At 56.8% G+C, this 19488-nt stretch carries 18 protein-coding genes and 1 pseudogene; 12 read left to right on the plus strand and 7 right to left on the minus strand.

The window, feature by feature from the left end:
- Positions 1–43: 43 nt before the first annotated feature.
- The gene (locus DVA44_RS12920; protein ID WP_114387165.1) at positions 44–943 is read right to left on the minus strand and encodes a LysR family transcriptional regulator; all 900 of its coding nucleotides are present in this window, start codon (positions 941–943) and stop codon (positions 44–46) included.
- Between the two features lie 121 nt (positions 944–1064).
- Here DVA44_RS12920 and DVA44_RS12925 point away from each other — a divergent pair, with 121 nt between their 5' ends.
- The 6 genes and pseudogenes from DVA44_RS12925 to DVA44_RS12950 all read left to right on the plus strand — a co-directional run bounded on the left by DVA44_RS12925 (position 1065) and on the right by DVA44_RS12950 (position 6266).
- Positions 1065–2318 (plus strand): MFS transporter, encoded by a 1254-nt coding sequence (locus DVA44_RS12925; RefSeq protein WP_114387166.1) that lies wholly within the window; start codon positions 1065–1067, stop codon positions 2316–2318.
- A 59-nt stretch (positions 2319–2377) separates the two neighbouring features.
- Positions 2378–2746, plus strand: a pseudogene (locus DVA44_RS26255) (STM2901 family protein); the annotation flags it as partial.
- On the plus strand, positions 2746–3075 hold the full coding sequence (locus tag DVA44_RS12935; protein WP_114387167.1) for a DUF1493 family protein: 330 nt from the start codon (positions 2746–2748) through the stop codon (positions 3073–3075). The pseudogene DVA44_RS26255 and the gene DVA44_RS12935, both read left to right, overlap by 1 nt.
- 137 nt (positions 3076–3212) lie before the next feature.
- Entirely contained in the window at positions 3213–4700 is a 1488-nt protein-coding gene (locus DVA44_RS12940; RefSeq protein WP_114387168.1) for a carboxypeptidase M32, read from the plus strand.
- A gap of 150 nt (positions 4701–4850) precedes the next feature.
- A complete protein-coding gene (gene asr, locus DVA44_RS12945; protein WP_114387169.1) occupies positions 4851–5165 on the plus strand; it encodes an acid resistance repetitive basic protein Asr in 315 nt (104 codons plus the stop codon).
- A gap of 279 nt (positions 5166–5444) precedes the next feature.
- A complete protein-coding gene (locus DVA44_RS12950; protein WP_114387170.1) occupies positions 5445–6266 on the plus strand; it encodes a serine protease in 822 nt (273 codons plus the stop codon).
- A 1-nt stretch (position 6267) separates the two neighbouring features.
- On the opposite strand, the gene DVA44_RS12955 is transcribed toward DVA44_RS12950, so the two are convergent.
- From DVA44_RS12955 to mdtJ, 3 genes are all read right to left on the minus strand, one after another.
- The gene (locus DVA44_RS12955; RefSeq protein ID WP_114315137.1) at positions 6268–8430 is read right to left on the minus strand and encodes an EAL domain-containing protein; all 2163 of its coding nucleotides are present in this window, start codon (positions 8428–8430) and stop codon (positions 6268–6270) included.
- 86 nt (positions 8431–8516) lie between these two features.
- Complete coding sequence (gene mdtI, locus DVA44_RS12960; RefSeq protein WP_103824519.1) at positions 8517–8846, minus strand: multidrug/spermidine efflux SMR transporter subunit MdtI; 330 nt, start codon at positions 8844–8846, stop codon at positions 8517–8519.
- Positions 8833–9195: a multidrug/spermidine efflux SMR transporter subunit MdtJ gene (mdtJ, locus tag DVA44_RS12965; protein WP_114315139.1), complete on the minus strand. Its 363-nt coding sequence runs from the start codon at positions 9193–9195 to the stop codon at positions 8833–8835. The genes mdtI and mdtJ overlap by 14 nt, the downstream gene beginning before the upstream one ends.
- A gap of 420 nt (positions 9196–9615) precedes the next feature.
- On the opposite strand from mdtJ, the gene DVA44_RS12970 reads away from it, so the two are divergent.
- Positions 9616–10653 (plus strand): AI-2E family transporter, encoded by a 1038-nt coding sequence (locus DVA44_RS12970; RefSeq protein ID WP_114387171.1) that lies wholly within the window; start codon positions 9616–9618, stop codon positions 10651–10653.
- A 3-nt stretch (positions 10654–10656) separates the two neighbouring features.
- On the opposite strand, the gene DVA44_RS12975 is transcribed toward DVA44_RS12970, so the two are convergent.
- The 3 genes from DVA44_RS12975 to DVA44_RS12985 form a co-directional block, all read right to left on the minus strand.
- Positions 10657–11601: a zinc-dependent alcohol dehydrogenase family protein gene (locus DVA44_RS12975; RefSeq protein WP_114387172.1), complete on the minus strand. Its 945-nt coding sequence runs from the start codon at positions 11599–11601 to the stop codon at positions 10657–10659.
- 3 nt (positions 11602–11604) lie between these two features.
- Positions 11605–12168, minus strand: coding sequence for a DNA endonuclease SmrA (gene smrA / locus DVA44_RS12980; RefSeq protein WP_114387173.1), 564 nt, complete (start codon positions 12166–12168; stop codon positions 11605–11607).
- 357 nt (positions 12169–12525) lie between these two features.
- Positions 12526–13434 carry a LysR family transcriptional regulator gene (locus DVA44_RS12985; protein ID WP_114315143.1) on the minus strand — a complete coding sequence of 303 codons (909 nt, stop codon included), beginning with the start codon at positions 13432–13434 and terminating at the stop codon, positions 12526–12528.
- Positions 13435–13609: 175 nt separating this feature from the next.
- Between DVA44_RS12985 and DVA44_RS12990 the strand changes: the two genes are divergently transcribed.
- The 5 genes from DVA44_RS12990 (at position 13610) to fnr (ending at position 19392) form a co-directional block, all read left to right on the plus strand.
- Complete coding sequence (locus tag DVA44_RS12990) at positions 13610–14920, plus strand: M20 family metallo-hydrolase (RefSeq protein ID WP_114315144.1); 1311 nt, start codon at positions 13610–13612, stop codon at positions 14918–14920.
- The gene (locus DVA44_RS12995) at positions 14920–16365 is read left to right on the plus strand and encodes a M20 family metallopeptidase (protein WP_114315145.1); all 1446 of its coding nucleotides are present in this window, start codon (positions 14920–14922) and stop codon (positions 16363–16365) included. The genes DVA44_RS12990 and DVA44_RS12995 overlap by 1 nt, the downstream gene beginning before the upstream one ends.
- A gap of 36 nt (positions 16366–16401) precedes the next feature.
- The gene (abgT, locus tag DVA44_RS13000) at positions 16402–17928 is read left to right on the plus strand and encodes a p-aminobenzoyl-glutamate transporter (protein ID WP_114315146.1); all 1527 of its coding nucleotides are present in this window, start codon (positions 16402–16404) and stop codon (positions 17926–17928) included.
- A 12-nt stretch (positions 17929–17940) separates the two neighbouring features.
- Positions 17941–18456 carry a methylated-DNA--[protein]-cysteine S-methyltransferase gene (gene ogt / locus DVA44_RS13005; protein ID WP_103824528.1) on the plus strand — a complete coding sequence of 172 codons (516 nt, stop codon included), beginning with the start codon at positions 17941–17943 and terminating at the stop codon, positions 18454–18456.
- A gap of 183 nt (positions 18457–18639) precedes the next feature.
- Positions 18640–19392: a fumarate/nitrate reduction transcriptional regulator Fnr gene (fnr, locus tag DVA44_RS13010; RefSeq protein WP_032617879.1), complete on the plus strand. Its 753-nt coding sequence runs from the start codon at positions 18640–18642 to the stop codon at positions 19390–19392.
- The last annotated feature ends 96 nt before the right edge of the window (positions 19393–19488 follow it).

Here is a 19488-nt window from a genome sequence, read left to right on the forward strand (position 1 = left end):
GCCTTGTGATTTACAGCACATTTTTACCCGCTTTTTTTGCCGGTCAGCGACCCATTGCCGCGTTGATAAGCAGATCTTTGAAGCGCTGTGCCGCCGCGCTGAGTTCATGGTGTTTTGACCATACCAGCCACATCTCTGAAACCGCGTCCGGTTCGGCGAGCGCCACCCAGCGCATCTCATGGAGCTGCAGCCGTCTGAACGAGGCCGGCAGGATCGATACCCCCAGCCCCGCCGCCACCAGTCCGATAATGGTCATCGCCTCGCCCACCTCCTGGGTAATCACCGGGTTTACCCCATAGCGCCGCAGTAATCCCAGGATGTCATCGTACAGACCGGTGCCAACGTGCGGGTCAAAAAAGACAAACGGCTCCTGCGCCAACTCCGTTACCGAGATTTCAGCCCTTGCCGCCAGAGGGTGATCCCGGTGGATCATCGCCAGCAGCGGTTCGCGCAGCACACGCTGCCAGGCCAGCGTCTCCGGCAGACGGGTATTGCGCATCAGGCCAAGATCGAGCGAGCCTTCGCTGAGGGGGACAATCTGCTCCCGGGTATTGATCTCCCGGGTCTGGATGTGCACATCCGGCGACAGGCGGCGAAACGACGACAGGGTTTGCGAGATGGAGCGAATAAAGGGTGCAGAGGAGGTAAACCCGAGGCGCAACTCGCCGGTTTCGCCATGGTGCAGGCGCTCTGCCCGGGCAGCTGCCTCTTCCACCATGCTCAGGAGCTGGCGACTGTCCGCCAGAAATTGTCGCCCTGCGGGGGTCAGCCCGACGCTGCGGTTGGTGCGCGCCAGCAGGCGAGCGCCTACCTGCTGCTCAAGAACCTGGATTTGCTGACTCAGCGGCGGTTGAGAGATATTGAGCCGCGCCGCCGCGCGCCCAAAATGTAGCTCCTCCGCGACGGCGACAAAGTAGCGTAGATGACGCAGTTCGATATTCATATTTTAAACGTATCATTTGAGATTATTAATATATTAGACAGAATATTTACAATTTCCTACCCTGATCCCTGTGGTCATACCCGTCACCAGAAATCACGGGATGTTGAAGCAAGGAACTTACGTGAGTCGTACAACAACGGCTGATATCGCCCCAATTAATGATATCGAACTCTTACCCAACAACGCGCAACCGGTTCGGTTTATCAAACGCGGCACGCCGCAGTTTATGCGCGTCACGCTGGCACTTTTCTCCGCAGGGCTTGCCACCTTTGCCCTGCTCTACTGTGTGCAGCCGATCCTGCCGGTGCTATCTCAGGAGTTTGGCGTCTCCCCGGCCAGCAGCAGTATTTCCCTCTCAATCTCGACCGGGATGCTGGCGGTCGGCCTGCTCTTTACCGGGCCGCTCTCGGACGCTATCGGACGTAAGCCGGTGATGGTCACCGCGTTGCTGCTGGCGTCGGTTTGCACCTTGCTGTCAACGATGATGACCAGCTGGCACGGGATTTTAATTATGCGCGCGCTGATCGGGCTTTCCCTCAGCGGCGTGGCGGCGGTGGGCATGACTTACCTCAGCGAGGAGATCCACCCCAGCTTTGTCGCTTTCTCGATGGGGCTCTACATCAGCGGTAACTCCATCGGCGGCATGAGCGGGCGGTTGCTGAGCGGGGTCTTTACCGATTTCTTTAGCTGGCGAATAGCGCTGGCGGCAATCGGCTGCTTTGCCCTGGCCTCCGCGCTGATGTTCTGGAAGATCCTGCCGGAGTCGCGCCATTTTCGCCCTACCGCGCTGCGGCCAAAAACGCTGCTGATTAACTTCCGCCTGCACTGGCGAGATCGGGGGCTGCCCCTGCTGTTTCTCACCGGTTTTCTGCTGATGGGCTCGTTTGTCACCCTCTTTAACTACATCGGCTACCGGCTGATGCTCTCGCCGTGGCATCTGAGCCAGGCGCTGGTGGGCCTGCTGTCGGTGGCCTATCTCACCGGTACATGGAGCTCCCCAAAAGCCGGAGCGATGACCACCCGCTTCGGGCGTGGGCCGGTGATGCTGGTTTCCACCGGCGTGATGCTGGCCGGGGTTCTGCTGACGCTGCTCGCTAATCTGTGGGTGATTTTTGCCGGGATGCTGCTCTTCTCCGCTGGTTTCTTCGCCGCCCACTCGGTCGCCAGCAGCTGGATCGGCCCGCGCGCCCGTCGCGCCAAGGGCCAGGCCTCGTCGCTGTATCTGTTCAGTTACTATCTCGGCTCCAGCATCGCCGGGACGCTCGGCGGCGTGTTCTGGCACCAGTATGGCTGGAACGGCGTAGGCGGGTTTATTGCGCTGATGTTGTGTGGGGCGCTGGTAGTGGGCAGGAGCCTTCATTGCCGTTTGAAATGAGAACACTACCTGGCAAACACCAGCAGCGAATCTGCTCCTGCCGTTAGTGTCAACCCCGTTCTAGTGCATTGGGGATGACAACGGAAGCTGTCAGCATGATACTCATTGGCCAACCCTATATTCCTGTTTCTGGGAAATTGTCCGCGGCAACTAACACGCCGGGTACAAGTGTGGCCTCCATCGTCTCAAGAAAACTATTAGGTGATGCTCGCTTCCCTTTCGGACTCCGACCGAGCGCTCCGATGGGGAAATTATCAAAACTCAAAATGGTTCCTACAAATAAGATAGCAACCTTCATAGGCCGCTGGATCCCTTTTGCAGGTTACGCTGAGTTGTTAATCACTGTTCAGCTTGTCGCAAAACGCACACGTGATAAATATAACCTAATAGCAAGACCCTCCGACCGTATACAGTGGACTTACTTCTGATGGGCAGAGATTACGAAACCGAGGTTATCGGGTATATCATGGAGCATTACCCGATGCGGAAACACTGGTGTAAACCTGGCCTCAAACAGGTCACGAAGGAATGGACGTTAGTCGATGATTTTCAATTTTTGCCAGAAGATGCCCACGACTTTCTGTCAGACCTGTTCGAGCATTTCAAGATTGAGCATTCAAATTTTGATGGGAGAAACTACTTCGAGTATGAGTACCCATTCTGGCAAAAGAGACCTTCACCAGAGCCTGAGATAAAACCCCTCACCGTCTCAATGATTATCGATTCTGCAAAAGCAGGTAGATGGTTGTATGACTAACAATAGAAGGGGCATGTATGCCCCTTTGTTCATATTATTGCCCTCCCTTGTTTCTCCCTGGCTTAATGAATGCATGAAAATTGCAGGAATCACGGTAAACTCCTCTGAAAACATCTATCTGACAGAGAACAAGAACTATGCAGAAAAACGATTCTTATCAGCAACTCACCCGCACCTTCCAGCGTCTCTCCCGCTTCTCCCATCTCTCCGCCATCGCCGGCTGGGACATGCTTACTATGATGCCTGCGGGCGGTAGCGCCGCGCGGGGTGAAGCGCTGGCAGAGCTGAGCGTCCTGCAGCATCAAATCCTGACCGATAAAAACGTGGCCGACTGGCTGCGTAACGCCGAAAGCGAAGATCTTAACGACGTTGAACAGGCTAACCTGCGGGAGATGAAACGCCACTATCAGCAGGCTGCGCTGCTGCCGGAATCGCTGGTTGAAGCCAAATCGCTGGCGGGCAGTAAATGCGAGCATGCCTGGCGCACCCAACGTCCCGCGAACGACTGGCAGGGTTTTGCCGTCAACCTGAAAGAGGTGGTGAAACTGAGCCGGGAAGAGGCCCGCCTGCGCGCGGAGGCCAAAGGCTGCACCCCTTACGACGCGCTGCTGGATATCTTCGAGCCGGACATGACCAGCGCCCGGCTGGACGAGCTGTTTGGCGATCTCAAAACCTGGCTGCCGGATCTGCTGGCGCAGGTGGTCGAGAAGCAGGCGCAGCAATCCTTCGTGCCGCCGCAGGGCCCGTTCCCGACCGCCATTCAGCGTGAGCTGGGGCTGGAGGCGATGAAGAGCCTCGGGTTCGACTTTAACGCGGGCCGTCTGGACGTCAGCGCTCACCCATTCTGTGGCGGCGTGCCGGAAGACGTGCGCATCACCACCCGCTACAACGAAGACGAACTGCTGAGCGCCCTGTTTGGCGTGATCCACGAAACCGGCCATGCGCGCTATGAACAGAACCTGCCGCGCAACTGGCTTGGTCAGCCTATCGCCCTGGCGCGTTCTACCGCTATCCACGAATCCCAGAGCCTGTTCTTTGAAATGCAGCTCGGACGCAGCAAGGCGTTCCTCAACCACCTGCTCCCGGCCGTTCATGAGCGTTTCGGCACCCAGGCGGCCTTTACACCTGAGAATTTTGTCGCCTGGAACCAGCGGGTGAAGCCTGGCTATATCCGCGTGGATGCCGACGAAGTGAGCTATCCGGCACACGTCGTGCTGCGCTATGAGATTGAGCGGGCGCTGATCAACGGTGAAATCGAGGTGGAGGACATCCCGGCGCTGTGGGATGAGAAGATGCAGGCCTGGCTGGGCTTATCAACAAAAGATAATTACCGCAACGGCTGTATGCAGGATATCCACTGGACCGACGGTGGCTTTGGCTACTTCCCGTCATACACCTTAGGCGCTATGTACGCCGCTCAGTTGTTCAGTGCGGCCAAAACCGCGCTACCGGGGCTGGACGCATCCATCGCCGCCGGGGATTTCAGCGCCCTGTTCGACTGGCTGCGCCAGAACATCTGGCAGCACGGCAGCCGTTTCACCACCGCCCAGCTGATTGAGCAGGCGACCGGAGAAGATCTCAACAGCCGTTACTTCCGCGAACATCTTACCTCCCGCTATCTGTAATCCCCCCACGCCGGGTCATCGACCCGGCGTTGTACATATGGTTACACGCCGATACCAATCACTCACGGAAGCCCCGAGATTTCAGGGATATAGTTCTTTCAACGGCCCCGCAGTGGGGTTAAATGAAAAAACCAATTCGAGGGTAAGATGATGAAAAAGGTATTAGCTCTGGTTGTTGCCGCTGCTATGGGTCTCTCTTCTGCTGCATTCGCCGCTGACGCTGTTGCCAACACCGCGGCTCCGGCTGCCACCTCTACCGCGGCACCGGCTGCAAAAACCGTGCAGCATAAAAAACACAAAAAAGCCGCTGTACAAAAAGCGCAGGCGGCTAAAAAGCACCACAAGAAAGCTGTGAAAAAAGAAGAGGCCGCACCTGTAGCCCAGAAAGCGCAGGCAGCGAAAAAACACCATAAAAAAGCAGTGAAACACGAAGCTGCTGCTCCAACCGCAAAACCGGCTGCATAAGCCCGCTTAGCTTAACGTGTCCGCGACGGGCACGTTGGTCATCGGCGCTGTACCGGCAAGGTGGCAGCGCCGTTTTTTTATCCGGAGGGCGTTATGTTGCAGCGCTATCGGTTTGAGTTAATTCTTGTCACGCTTATTTTATGCGCACTTGTCGCGGGTGTGTTTTATATTTCCTGACTGTAGTACGCTGATTTTACTCCCACTTTCGCGCTGTCCCGTCTATAGTTAATTACCAGGGTTCATATTTAATAATCATAATTAATCCCTTTAGAGTGTGATATGCGTAAATCTGTTGCGATTGTGCTGGGAACATTTTCTCTCTTTTCTGGATTAAGTCATGCGGACGATGGCGACAACGAGGCCGCGAACGCCAAAGAGATTCAAACGCTGTTTTTTGGTCATGACGATCGCACGCGTGTCGCCGATCCGTCCCGCGCGCCGTGGGAGGCCATTGGCCAGCTGGAGACAGCCAGCGGAAACCTCTGTACCGCCACCCTCATCACCCCTCGACTGGCGCTGACCGCCGGACACTGTCTGCTGGTGCCGCCGAAAGGTAAACCGGATAAGGCCGTTGCCCTGCGCTTCATCTCGCAAAAGGGGAGCTGGCGTTATGAGATCCACGGCATTGAAGGCCGCGTCGATGCTTCGCTAGGCAGAAGGCTGAAAGCCGACGGCGATGGCTGGATTGTGCCGCCCTCTGCCGCCTCGTGGGATTTTGGTCTCGTAGTATTGCGCAACCCGCCGTCGGGGATCACCCCGCTACCGCTGTTTGCCGGGGATAAAGCGGAGCTGACCGCCGCCCTGAAAGAGGCCGATCGCAAGGTGAGCCAGGCGGGATACCCGGAAGATCATCTGGATGTGCTATACACCCATCAGGACTGTATCGTCACCGGCTGGGCGCAAAACAGCGTGCTTTCTCATCAGTGTGATACCCTGCCCGGCGACAGCGGATCGCCGCTGATGCTGAATACCGCCGCAGGCTGGCAGCTTATCGGCGTTCAGAGCTCGGCCCCGGCGGCGAAAGATCGCTGGCGGGCCGATAACCGCGCCCTGTCGATCACCGGTTTTCGCGACAAGCTGGCAGAGCTGGCCCAGGAGTGACTTAACACTGGCGCTGCTGGCGTAGCGCCATAATCGCCTCTATCGGCATCGGCTGACTGTACCAGTAGCCCTGGAGCTGATCGCAGCCCGCCAGACGCAGCAGCTTCATCTGTTTTTCGTTCTCCACCCCTTCTGCGACCACCGTCATCCCCAGCGCGGTGGCAATGCGCACCGTACCGCTCACCAGCGCCGAGGCCTGTTCGTCATGATCCACCAGCCCGGCCAGGGATTTATCTATCTTGATGGTATTGAAGTTAAAGCGGCGCAGATAGCCGATACTGGAGTAGCCGGTACCGAAATCGTCCAGCGCCACCGCAATACCCTGCGCCTTAAGATTATTGATGGCTGAGCGTGCCCGCTCGGGATTTTCCAGCACGTAGGTTTCGGTTACTTCCAGCTGCAGGCGCGTAGGGGGAAAGCGGCTGAGGGCCAGCGCACCTTCCACTTTGGCTTCAAACTCGGGATCGCGAAACTGCGCCGGGGAGATGTTGACCGAAAGTTTTAAATCCGTGTATGGCTCCAGATCCTGACAGGCCCGGCTGAGGACAAACTGCCCCAGGCCGTAAATCAGACCGCTGGTTTCGGCGACGGTAATAAACTCATCCGGCGCCAGTGGCCCCTGGGGACGCCGCGGCCAGCGCACCAGCGCTTCCACGCCGACCATTTTCTGGCTGCGGGCATCGATGATCGGCTGATACCAGACGTCAAACTCATTATGTTCCAGACCATGACGGATCTGCCCCTCAATCGCCAGCCGACGCTCGCGCACGTTGTTCAGCTCGGCATCATAGTGCGTCACCCGCCCCTTGCCGGTAATTTTTGAGTGGTACATAGCAATATCGGCGCGACGGAACAGCTCGGTGCTGGTGCACTCCACCAGCGTGCCGCTGGCGATGCCGATACTGGCGCCAATGTGGATGGAACGCTCACCGACAATGATGGGCGAGTGGAGATAATCAAGCACAAAGCCGGCAAACGCCGAGGCGAGCGCTTCGGCGTTGTCGCCCCCGATAGTCATGGCAAACTCATCGCCGCCCATCCGGGCCAGCATGCCGTCTTTGGGCACATTGTCGCGCAGCGCGCCCGCGATGATGACGATCAGCGCGTCGCCCACCTCATGGCCGTAGATATCATTGACGTCCTTAAAGCCGTCGAGATCGATAAACACCACGCTTTTGCGATCGGTATCGCCGCGCTGGCTCACCCGCTCCAGCTCTTCAATCAGCGCCCGGCGGTTGGGTAGATGACTCAGCCAGTCGGTGCGCGCCACCGACCGCGCCAGCGTCTCCCCCCGCGCCAGTTTATACAGCCCCACGCAGCTGAAGAGGATAAACAGCAAAATCAGCGCCGCGGTGAGCAAGACGATCTGCGTGATGTCGAGGGAGGCCGCTTTCGCCGCTGCGGCCCCCGGCAGTCGCGGCTGCCATGAGAGATAGCCCAGCACTTCGCCGGACGAGCTTTTTAGCGGCACGCTGACGTCGCTCACCCGCTCCGGCGTAAAGGTCAGGTTATCGATCTGAAATGTATTCCCGAGATCGCGCAGGATTTGTGGGTTGATGTGGCGAGTGATCACCAGAAAACGACGCGTATTATCCCCCACCCGCAGGCTGCCAATCGTCGGGCGAATCAGCCCGACGCCAACAAAAGCAATCCCTGCCCGGGTACGGGTGATCCCGGCGTAGATATTTTTATCTGAGCGCAGGGCGTTGGTATGCATCAGGATCAGCGATTTTAAACCGTCGCCAAAGAAGTCGAGGTTTTTTTCAGCGAAAGGCTGGCCCTGGAACGATCCCCACAGCACCCGAAACCGTTCGTCGAGTACAAAGGTGCCGTCATAGAGATTATTTACTTTATAGCCCGCGCCCCAGGTGTTGTAGAGCCAGTCGATGTCGAGCGCCGGGCGATAGGCCTCCCGCACGGCATCGTCCCAGACCGCGTTATCAATCACCAGCGACCAGACCCGGTTCACCGATGTCTGAATCGCGCCCTCTACCGAGAGCGCGGTGCGCTGCTCGTCGATTTCGTTGGCTTTACTGCTGATAAGGTTGAGGGAGAGATAGAGCAAGGCGACCACAGAGAAAATTAAGCCGACCCCTGCCATGAAGATCATGGCAAACAAGGTCCTGGCAGAAGGAATTTTATGCCAGCTTAAAGGGTTACGCATTCAGTCACCGTCCTTTTTTATGCCCTCCGTCTAAGCGTAATACAGGAGATAAATTTCGCTGCCTGTAATGACAGGCAGCGACGTTATCAGGCCAGTTTTATCATGATCATTCCGGCGAGGAGGAGCACCAGGCCAATCCACCCTTTTTGATTCAACCGCTGTCCGAAGAGGATCCAGCCTGCGGCAAGCGTTGCCGCAATACCAAACCCGCCCCACAGGGCATACGCGACCGACAGATCAATCCCCTTCACCGCCTGTGACAGCGCGCTGAAGGCGCCCAGTACCGCGGCAATCGACAACAGGCCGTACGTTTTGCGGCGAAAACCGTCTGAGAATTTCAGCAGAACGTTGGCAATAATTTCGAGCACGATAGCCAGGGCTAACCAGGCGGCGTGGATCCACTCAAACTGCTGCATGGGTCACCTCCGCACGGGGTTTTGCGGGTTTTCGGGTGCCGGATTTAATTAATATGATGCCCGCCACCAGTGTCGTCAGACCGGCCATTTTCATCAGGGAAAGCGACTCATCAAACAGCATCACGCTGAACAACGTAATTAACAAAATACCAATACCTTCCCATAACGCATAGGCCACGCCCAGGGCGATTTTTTTAACCGCAAAACTGAGGAAAATATAGGACAGCGCAATCATCGACAGCATTAAAATATAGCCACTGTGACTGCCGGTCACGCTGGCCCATTTCATGGAGAGGGTGCCGGTTATTTCAGCAACGATAGCAAGACCTAAGAGGATCCAGTAAAACATGTTTTTCTCCTGCTTGAGAATATAATCCTTCGCGGCTCGCCAGTAACGGCAGCCGGATAAAAAAAACGTAACAGATTAGGCGGACGCAATGCGCCAGCTCAGGCAGAGAGAGGGTCTACAGCGCGTTGCGCCAGTGTTGCTCGCCAGATATCAGGCAAAAAGAGGAGAACAGAGCGGTATTGATGTTTGATAAAACGGTGCTGAACAGATTGTCCATAAAATTACAATTATCTGCGGTGTTGCTTCTCGTCAGTGCAGATGAAAATTGTCTCCGGTAGTTAAACACAGCTGATTTCTACCATAAGCCAGGATTTTACTCAAAGTTTTTTCATTTCTTTACCCTCATCGTTTGCGTTTGGTTAATTTATTAAACGTGCTGCGCCGTTAGAATAAATATAAAGGACATTATCAGGAGCCAGCATGGCGAAACCCATTATTACCCTCAACGGATTAAAAATAGTCATCATGCTTGGCATGCTGGTGATTGTACTGACCGGGATCCGTTTCGCGGCAGATATTATCGTGCCCTTTATCCTGGCGCTGTTTATCGCCGTGGTGCTTCAGCCTGTTGTGCGAAGACTGGTGCGGCTTCGTCTGCCACGCGTGCTGGCTATCACCCTGCCGATCCTGCTTATCGTGGTGCTGATGGCTTTGCTGGTGGCTTATCTTGGCACCTCGCTGAATGAACTGGCCCGCACCCTGCCGCACTATCGCACCTCGCTGGCCGTTCCGCTGCTGCATCTTGAGCCCTGGCTACAGCGGGCCGGGATTGAAGTGTCGATGGAAGAGCTGCTGAAATATATCGACCCCAATGCTGCCATGACGCTGGTAACCGCCCTGCTGGCCCAGCTCTCCAGCGCCATGACCTCCATTTTTCTTTTGCTGCTGACCGTGGTCTTTATGCTGCTGGAGGTGCCGCAGCTGCCGGCGAAACTCCAGCCGCTGATGACCCGCCCGGTGGAAGGCATGGCTGCCATCCAGCGCGCCCTTGACAGCGTGTCGCACTATCTGGTGCTGAAGACCGCCATCAGTCTGGTGACCGGGCTGGTGGAATGGGGAATGCTGACGCTGCTGGAGGTGCGGTTTGCCTTCGTCTGGGCGCTGCTGGCCTTTGCGCTGAACTATATCCCCAACATCGGTTCGGTGCTGGCCGCCATCCCCCCTATTGCCCAGGTGCTGGTCTTCAGCGGTTTTTACGCTGCGCTGGTGCTGCTGGCAGGCTATCTGCTGGTGAACCTGATCTTCGGCAATATCCTCGAGCCCCGCGTGATGGGCCGCGGGCTGGGTCTCTCCACCCTGGTGGTCTTTTTGTCGCTGATCTTCTGGGGCTGGCTGTTGGGTCCGGTTGGCATGTTGCTGTCGGTGCCCCTGACCATTATTGCGAAGATTGCGCTGGAGCAGACGCAGGGCGGCAAAAGCATTGCCCTGCTGCTCAGCGATATGAGCCGGGAAACGTGACGGTTAGCCAAACTCCAGCACCGGCTTGTGGGTTCGTCCCGCCTGGCGGTAATGGGTAAGCGCCGACTGCCAGTCGGTAAAAGGCAGTAGCGTCGTGTCACTGTAATGGCTGGCGACAAGCCATGACCAGATATCACGAAATGTCGCCTGCCATGCCTCAGGTGCGAGCGCATCCAGATAGTTGCGGATATGAAACCAGTGCACCGACGGAAAATGACGCTGTAATGCAAAGGGCTGACCGGAGAGCAAACCGTAGCAGATAAAGGCGGCGCTTTTGTCCATCGCCCCCAGGATCGCCAGCGCCAGCTCGCCGCCGGTGGCGTCATAGACGATATCGCTGGCCGCAGCGACGGCACGCACACTGTTCAGCTCGTGCTGGGCAACGGGGATAATCCCCATCGCCCGCAGCCGGTCTGCGTGTACCGCCGAGCGGTGAATGCCGTAGACCTCGGTTGCGCCCTGCCGAAGCGCCCACTGCCCCAGCAAAATGGCGCAGTCCGAACCGGCGGCCGTCAACAGCACCCGTTTCCCCTGTGGGGGATAGAGGCTGAGCATCAGCCAGGCCGCCAGCGGATTGATGAACGCCCGCGCCGCCAGCGAGTCAGGAATGGTATCCGGAACCGGGATCGCAAGCGTCGCCGGGCAATCCACATACTGCTGCCAGGTGCCTTCCCCGCGCAGGGGCAAAACCCGCTTGCCGAAAAGCGCCGCCGCGCTGTCCGGCGCGGCAATCACTCGCCCTACGCCTTCGTATCCGGCAACGGCAGGCAGGGTAATGCGATGGCGGTAAGCGCCCGTAATGGGGATCAGATCCGACGCGTTGACCGGCGCCATCAGCATCTGCACCCGAAGATATCCCGGCTGCAGCGGCGCTTTTATCGCCGTTTCCCGCCGCAGAACAGTCTCAGGCTCACCAAACTGGCGATAGCATAAAGCGGTGTTTTCCATACGCTAACGGCTGCGTTTGGCGTGACGCTCAAAGTTTTCCTGCTTCGCTTCACCTGATTTACGCAGCGCGACGTAACAGGCGCCGCTGCCGCCGTGGTGCGGCTGGGCGACGCAAAAGGCCTGCACCGCTTCAAACTCCGTTAACCAGCGCGCCAGATAACTGCGCACGATGTTGGCGTGAGAATTGTCGTCGCGCCCTTTACCATGAATGATAATCAGGTTGCGCAGACCGTCACGCTCCGCCTGACGGATAAAGGTGTAAAGCTGTTGGCGGCACTGCTCAACGGGCTGGCGCAGCAAGGTCAGGCTCGCCTGACGCGGATATTTACCCGAGCGTAGCTTGTCGATAACCCCCTGTTGTACCCCTTCACGCTGGAAAGCCAGCTGCTCGGCCAGAGGGATCACATCCAGAAAGCCGGTGGTCAGAAAGTTATCAAGCTGGGTAGTATCCACAGGCTGGCGGGTGCGCGTGGTCCGCGCTGGCTGCCAGTGGACCTCAGCACAGCGCTTGAGGGGCTGGACATCCTCCATCGCATCGAGAAAAAGCGATTTATCTTCTGGGTTCATGGCATCCTCCTGCTTAGCTGACAGGCTACTATACCTGCCCCCTTACCCTGGCTCAATGCGGCGTTGCCCTGTCTGCACGGCCAAAGGACAACCGATAAGAAAATAATAATAAATACAGTTATTTTAATTGGTAATTAAACCTGCCTGAAGTTTATTTTTATTAATGGTAAAGTTTATGACTTAGGTAAAACTTTTAAAAACCAGGCGCTTTCTTATCTGTATTATTGTCAGGAAATGATATATACAAAGGTATCTGCACTATGGAAACAATAAGCAGAGTCGCATGTGGAGCAATGCTGTGTGTACTGTGGGGTCTGTTGGATGTCGACAGGCTCCATTTTTTTAACCTTAATGTGGTTAAGAAATAACCTGCCGGGCGTGACGCCTGAATTGTGTGATTAAAGATGCAGTCAACGGCGTTTGTCGTGAATCCCTTCTTTGAATGAGGTAATAGGTGGCTTTTGGTAGGGGTTCTTTAACCGGGATCATGACCAGACGCTGCGCCAGCAGCGGGTCACAGCCTAACTCCTGCGGCAAAATGCTAAGAAAATCACTGTGCGCCACCAGGCTGATACTTGACGAAAAGGTTTCACATACCACGCCTATATGCGGGATCTGTTCGCGGTGAGAAAACATCTCTTCCAGCTGCTTATAATAACTGCCGCGGGGTGTTGGCATTGTCCAGCTGTATTTCAGTAACTCATTAATTGATTTAGCGCCAGTCGCCGGATGACCTTCGCGACAAAATATCGCAAACGGTTTCTCAAACAATTTTTCAAACGTAAATTCATGATCATAAGGACCCTGATAATAGGTATTTATGGTGAAATCGAGTTCGCCCTGACGTAATTCATTAATCATCGAAACTAATTGCCCCTCCATAATCCGCACTTTGACCTGGGGGTGCTGCTGATGGAAGCGGGTGATAACCGCGGGCATTAGCAAACGAGCAATACTGGCGCCCATGCCAATATTAATCTGCCCCGCCTGCTGGCCCTGTCGCTGACGAATATCATCCTGGGCGCTGCGCAACTCTTCGAGGATCAGGCTGGCATGCTGATAAAAACTCTCTCCGCACTCGGTGAGGGTCACCCCTTTACTGCGGCGGATGAACAGCTGCGCCGCGATGCCCTCCTCCAGCTCTTTAATCGATTTGGTCAGCGCCGGTTGCGACAGGTTCAGTACCCGGCTGGCTCCCCGAATGCTTCCCTGTTTTGCCACTTCCACAAACGCCCGCAACTGGTGAAATTTAACCTGAAATGTCATGTCGGCACCGATAACCGTTGTTTATCAGAGAAAAGAAACTGTCATCTACTGTAATGGAATTGATTGTGCCAGGGTAAGCCACGAACGGTTAAATCTGTGAAAAAACGGTTGGTGATAAGTAAAAACTATCACAGTGTGAAGCAGTTCACATATTCTAATGATGACAGGAAACGATATGCATACACTGGCGCAGGACCTGAAGGCCCTCTCCCCCCAACTCATCGCGTGGCGACGCGATTTTCACCATTTTGCTGAATCCGGATGGGTGGAGTTCCGCACCGCGGCAAAGGTCGCAGAGATACTGGATCAGCTGGGCTATGACCTGGCGATGGGCCGGGATGTGGTCGATGCCGACAGCCGGATGGGCCTGCCTGACGATGCCATCCTGGCAGAAGCCTTTGCCCGCGCCCGTCAGCAAGGCGCGCCTGAAAAATGGCTTGGCGCCTTCGAAGGCGGGTTTACCGGTATTGTCGCCACGCTGCAAACGGGCCGCCCCGGGCCGACGCTGGCGTTTCGCGTGGACATGGACGCGCTGGATCTCGATGAAGCCCGCGACAACGACCATCTACCTTTCCGGGAAGGTTTTGCCTCCTGTAACGGGGGCATGATGCACGCCTGCGCCCACGATGGGCATACCACCATTGGCCTTGGACTGGCGCATCTGCTAATGCAGTACCGCGAGCAGCTCAACGGCACTATCAAACTGATCTTCCAGCCTGCCGAAGAGGGTACCCGCGGCGCACGGGCGATGGTGGCAGCCGGCGCGCTCGACGGCGTGGACTATTTCACCGCCATCCACATTGGTACTGGCGTCCCTGCGGGCACCGTCATCTGCGGCAGCGATAACTTTATGGCCACCACCAAATTCGACGTGCGCTTTACCGGCGTGGCGGCACATGCGGGCGGCAAACCTGAAGAGGGACGCAACGCCCTGCTGGCCGCTGCCCAGGCGGCGATTGGCCTGCACAGCATCGCCCCGCACAGCGAAGGTGCGTCGCGGGTTAACGTCGGCGTGATGCAGGCGGGCAGCGGCCGTAACGTCGTGCCCGCCAGCGCCCTGCTGAAAGTAGAGACCCGCGGCGAGAGCGAAGCGATTAACAACTACGTCTTTGCGCGCGCCAAAGCGGTGATAGACGGTGCAGCGGCGATGTATGGCGTCAGCAGCGAGTTGCGGCTGATGGGTGCAGCCACCTCCAGCACGCCGTCCCCGGCATGGGTGAACTACTTACGCGAGCAGGCGCAACAGGTGGCTGGCGTTGAGCAGGCCATCGATAAGGTGATAGCCCCTGCCGGCTCGGAAGATGCCACCCTGATGATGGCCCGGGTCCAGCAAAACGGCGGGCTTGCCTCCTATATGGTATTTGGCACCACCCTCAGCGCCGGACATCACAACGAAAAATTCGACTTCGATGAGACGGTGATGTTGATTGCCATCGAAACCCTGGCGCGTACCGCGCTTAACTTTCCGTGGACGCGAGGTGTGTAATGTCGTCAATTTACCGTTTTGTTGAGGATGCCATCGACACCCGCGCGCAGCAGTTTACCGCCATTGCCGATGCGATCTGGGATCACCCGGAAACCCGTTTCGAAGAGTTCTGGTCTGCCGAACGGCTTGCCAGCGCCCTGGAAGAGACGGGCTTTACCCTGTCCCGCGAGGCAGGTGGCATACCGAACGCCTTTATTGCCAGCTACGGCGAGGGGAAACCGGTTATTGCCATTCTCGGTGAGTATGACGCCCTGGCAGGATTAAGTCAGCAGGCGCACTGCGCCACCCCGCAAAGCGACACCCCGGGGGCCAACGGCCACGGCTGCGGGCATAACCTGCTCGGCACCGCCGGGCTGGCGGCCGCGGTGGCGGTAAAAAGCTGGCTGGAGCAGCATGGCGGCAGCGGTACCGTGCGCTTTTACGGCTGCCCCGGCGAGGAAGGCGGATCGGGAAAAACCTTTATGGTGCGCGAGGGGCTGTTCGACGATGTGGATGCCGCCGTTACCTGGCACCCCGAAGCGTTCGCAGGCATGTTTAACGTCAGCACCCTGGCCAACATCCAGGTGGCATGGCGTTTTCACGGCACCGCGGCCCATGCGGCCAACTCCCCGCATCTTGGCCGTAGCGCGCTGGATGCCGTCACCCTGATGACTACCGGCACCAATTTCCTTAATGAACACATTATTGAAAAAGCCCGGGTCCATTACGCCATCACCGATACCGGCGGCATCTCCCCGAACGTGGTGCAGGCGCAGGCGGAAGTGCTCTATCTGATCCGCGCCCCGGAGATGGCCGACGCGCAGCAGATCTATGAGCGTATCGAAAAGATTGCCCAGGGCGCGGCGCTGATGACCGAAACCACCGTGGAGCGACGCTTTGAAAAGGCCTGTTCCAGCTACCTGCCTAACCGGACGCTGGAGGCGGCCATGTACCGCGCCGTTCAGCATTACGCTACGCCAGAGTGGAGCGACGAGGAGCGCGCCTTCGCGGCGGAGATCCGCGCCACGCTGAGCGACAACGATCTGCAGAACAGCCTGAAAAATATCGCCGCAACCGGGGGTGAAGCGGGTAAAGCGTTTGCCCGCCGCCATCAGCAGACCCTGCTGATTGACGAGGTGGCTCCTTATGCCATCACCGATAACGTGCTGGCGGGCTCCACCGACGTGGGGGATGTGAGCTGGAAAATGCCGGTTGCCCAATGCTTCAGCCCCTGCTTTACCGTGGGCACACCGCTCCATACCTGGCAGCTGGTTGCCCAGGGCCGCACCTCCATCGCCCACAAAGGGATGCTGCTGGCGGGTAAAGTGATGGGCGCAACCGCCCTGGCGCTTCTTCAGGATCCGGCGCTGCTGGCCGCCTGCCGCGAGGAGTTTACTCAACAAATAACTGAAAAACCGTACGTTTGCCCGATCCCAGAAAACGTGACACCGTCACCTTTAAAATAATAAAACACAACAACACAACACTCCCGAGGAACGCCCATGAGTATGTCATCCATACCTTCGCATTCCCCTACCGGCAAGCTCTATGGTTGGGTTGAAAGGATCGGCAATAAAGTGCCCCATCCTTTCCTGCTATTTGTCTATTTGATTGTGATTTTGATGGTCGCAACCGCCGTTTTGTCAGCTTTTAACGTCAGCGCCCGTAATCCGGCTGACGGCAGCATGGTGGCGGTAAAGAACCTGCTCAGCATTGAAGGTCTGCACTGGTTTTTACCGAACGTGGTCAAAAACTTCAGCGGCTTCGCACCGCTGGGGGCCATCCTGGCGCTGGTGCTGGGGGCGGGTCTGGCTGAACGTTCCGGCCTGCTGCCTGCGTTGATGGTCAAGATGGCCTCCCACGTCAGCGCGCGTTACGCCAGCTATATGGTGCTGTTTATTGCTTTCTTCAGCCATATCTCATCGGATGCCGCGCTGGTGATCATGCCCCCGATGGGAGCGCTGATCTTCCTTGCGGTGGGAAGGCATCCGGTGGCGGGTCTGCTGGCAGCCATCGCCGGGGTCGGCTGTGGCTTTACCGCCAATCTGCTGATCGTCACCACCGACGTGCTGCTCTCGGGCATTAGCACCGAAGCGGCAAAATCCATCGATGCTGCGATGCACGTCAGCGTGATCGACAACTGGTACTTTATGGCCAGCTCGGTGATTGTGCTGACGATTGTCGGGGGGCTGATCACCGATAAGATCGTTGAGCCGCGTCTCGGCAAATGGCAGGGCAGCAGCGATGAAAAGCTGGAAGCGTTAACGCCAGAGCAGCGCCGGGGGCTGCGGGTGGCCGGGGTGGTGTCGCTGCTGTTTATCGCCGCCATCGCGCTGATGGTGGTGCCGGAAAGCGGCATCCTGCGCGATCCGGTGAAGCATACCGTGCTGCCTTCGCCGTTTATTAAAGGTATTGTGCCGCTGATCATTCTCTTCTTCTTTGTCGTCTCACTGGCCTACGGCATCGCCACGGGCAAGGTGCGTCGTCAGGGCGATCTGCCTCAGCTGATGATTGAGCCGATGAAGGAGATGGCCGGGTTTATCGTGATGGTGTTCCCGCTGGCGCAGTTTGTCGCCATGTTTAACTGGAGCAATATGGGCAAATTTATGGCGGTGGGCCTGACCGATATTCTGGAGAGTGCCGGGCTGAGCGGCGTGCCGGCGTTTGTGGGCCTGGCGCTGCTGTCGTCACTGCTGTGCATGTTTATCGCCAGCGGTTCGGCCATCTGGTCGATTCTGGCCCCCATCTTCGTGCCGATGTTTATGCTGCTAGGGTTCCATCCGGCGTTTGCGCAGATCCTGTTTCGCGTGGCGGATTCATCGGTGATCCCGCTGGCGCCGGTCTCCCCCTTTGTACCGCTGTTTTTAGGCTTCCTGCAGCGCTATAAGCCCGAGGCGAAACTGGGTACCTACTATTCGCTGGTCCTGCCGTATCCGCTTATCTTTTTAGGGGTATGGTTGCTGATGCTGGTGGCGTGGTATCTTGTCGGCCTGCCTATCGGGCCAGGGGTCTACCCGCGACTGAACTAAGGAATGTGCCAGATGCTGAGATTACTCGAAGACAAAATTGCAACGCCCCTCGGGCCGCTGTGGGTCATTGCCGATGAGCAATTCAACCTGCGCGCCGTTGAGTGGGAGGAGCACAGCAACCGGATGGTGGAGCTGCTGAATATCCACTACCGGGCGCAAGGCTACGAGCGTATTAGCGCCAGTAATCCGGGCGGGCTGAGCGAAAAGCTCACCGCCTGGTTCGAGGGCGATCTCAGCATTATCGACACCCTGCCAACCGCCACCGCAGGCACCCCTTTTCAGCGTGAGGTGTGGCAGGCGTTGCGTTCCATTCCCTGCGGCCAGGTGATGCATTATGGGCAGCTGGCCGCACAGCTTGGTCGCCCGGGCGCGGCGCGTGCCGTCGGGGCGGCAAACGGCTCCAATCCGGTCAGTATTGTGGTGCCCTGCCATCGCGTTATCGGACGTAACGGCACCCTCACCGGCTATGCTGGCGGGGTGCAGCGCAAAGAGTGGTTACTGCGTCATGAAGGCTATTTACTGCTGTAGTTCCAGGCTTTTAGTGCTTAATATTCCTTAAGTTAGTCGAAATATCCGCAACCAAGTTGTGGAATTTCAAGAAGATGCTAACACATTCACGCTTCTTGTCCTTATTGATGGTTTCCCCAGGCTTACGCAGGGTCAAAAAAGATGTTAAAATTGACCAATATCAATTAAAGCTTGAGCATACCTATGATCCCGGAAAAGCGAATTATTCGACGCATTCAGTCTGGCGGTTGTGCTATCCATTGTCAGGACTGCAGCATCAGCCAGCTCTGTATCCCGTTTACCCTGAATGAGCACGAGCTTGATCAGCTTGATAATATTATCGAGCGTAAAAAGCCGATTCAGAAAGGGCAGACGCTGTTCAAAGCGGGAGACGAACTGAAGTCGCTGTACGCTATCCGCTCTGGCACCATCAAGAGCTATACCATCACCGAACAGGGCGACGAGCAGATCACCGGCTTCCACCTGGCGGGCGACCTGGTCGGCTTTGACGCTATCGGCACCGGTAACCATCCGAGCTTCGCCCAGGCGCTGGAAACCTCAATGGTTTGCGAAATCCCGTTTGAAACCCTGGACGATCTGTCAGGCAAAATGCCTAACCTACGTCAGCAGATGATGCGTCTGATGAGCGGTGAGATCAAAGGCGATCAGGATATGATTCTGCTGCTTTCCAAAAAGAATGCAGAAGAACGCCTGGCCGCGTTTATCTATAACCTGTCCCGTCGTTTCGCCGAACGTGGTTTTTCACCGCGTGAGTTCCGTCTGACCATGACCCGTGGTGATATCGGTAACTACCTGGGCCTGACCGTTGAAACCATCAGCCGTCTGCTGGGTCGTTTCCAGAAAAGCGGCATGCTGGCGGTAAAAGGTAAATACATCACCATTGAGAATGGTGAAGCGCTGGCGGTGCTGGCGGGCCACTCGCGTAACGTCGCATAAATTCATCTGACTGCTGTATGCCAGATCGGTAATTTTACTGATTTATTGATCTGGCAAAACTTCCCCTCTGTTTCATTTTATATATATAGGTTACTC

It is taken from the genome of Leclercia sp. W17 (genome assembly GCF_003336325.1).
In the GTDB taxonomy this organism is placed as follows: domain Bacteria; phylum Pseudomonadota; class Gammaproteobacteria; order Enterobacterales; family Enterobacteriaceae; genus Enterobacter.

Bases quoted from the DNA above. Each gene is read 5' to 3' on its own strand.
- DVA44_RS12920 (WP_114387165.1), bottom strand. From the start codon at position 943: ATGAATATCGAACTGCGTCATCTACGCTACTTTGTCGCCGTCGCGGAG.
- DVA44_RS12935 (WP_114387167.1), top strand. From the start codon at position 2,746: ATGGGCAGAGATTACGAAACCGAGGTTATCGGGTATATCATGGAGCAT.
- DVA44_RS12940 (WP_114387168.1), top strand. From the start codon at position 3,213: ATGCAGAAAAACGATTCTTATCAGCAACTCACCCGCACCTTCCAGCGT.
- asr (WP_114387169.1), top strand. From the start codon at position 4,851: ATGAAAAAGGTATTAGCTCTGGTTGTTGCCGCTGCTATGGGTCTCTCT.
- DVA44_RS12950 (WP_114387170.1), top strand. From the start codon at position 5,445: ATGCGTAAATCTGTTGCGATTGTGCTGGGAACATTTTCTCTCTTTTCT.
- DVA44_RS12955 (WP_114315137.1), bottom strand. From the start codon at position 8,430: ATGCGTAACCCTTTAAGCTGGCATAAAATTCCTTCTGCCAGGACCTTG.
- mdtI (WP_103824519.1), bottom strand. From the start codon at position 8,846: ATGCAGCAGTTTGAGTGGATCCACGCCGCCTGGTTAGCCCTGGCTATC.
- mdtJ (WP_114315139.1), bottom strand. From the start codon at position 9,195: ATGTTTTACTGGATCCTCTTAGGTCTTGCTATCGTTGCTGAAATAACC.
- DVA44_RS12970 (WP_114387171.1), top strand. From the start codon at position 9,616: ATGGCGAAACCCATTATTACCCTCAACGGATTAAAAATAGTCATCATG.
- DVA44_RS12975 (WP_114387172.1), bottom strand. From the start codon at position 11,601: ATGGAAAACACCGCTTTATGCTATCGCCAGTTTGGTGAGCCTGAGACT.
- smrA (WP_114387173.1), bottom strand. From the start codon at position 12,168: ATGAACCCAGAAGATAAATCGCTTTTTCTCGATGCGATGGAGGATGTC.
- DVA44_RS12985 (WP_114315143.1), bottom strand. From the start codon at position 13,434: ATGACATTTCAGGTTAAATTTCACCAGTTGCGGGCGTTTGTGGAAGTG.
- DVA44_RS12990 (WP_114315144.1), top strand. From the start codon at position 13,610: ATGCATACACTGGCGCAGGACCTGAAGGCCCTCTCCCCCCAACTCATC.
- DVA44_RS12995 (WP_114315145.1), top strand. From the start codon at position 14,920: ATGTCGTCAATTTACCGTTTTGTTGAGGATGCCATCGACACCCGCGCG.
- abgT (WP_114315146.1), top strand. From the start codon at position 16,402: ATGAGTATGTCATCCATACCTTCGCATTCCCCTACCGGCAAGCTCTAT.
- ogt (WP_103824528.1), top strand. From the start codon at position 17,941: ATGCTGAGATTACTCGAAGACAAAATTGCAACGCCCCTCGGGCCGCTG.
- fnr (WP_032617879.1), top strand. From the start codon at position 18,640: ATGATCCCGGAAAAGCGAATTATTCGACGCATTCAGTCTGGCGGTTGT.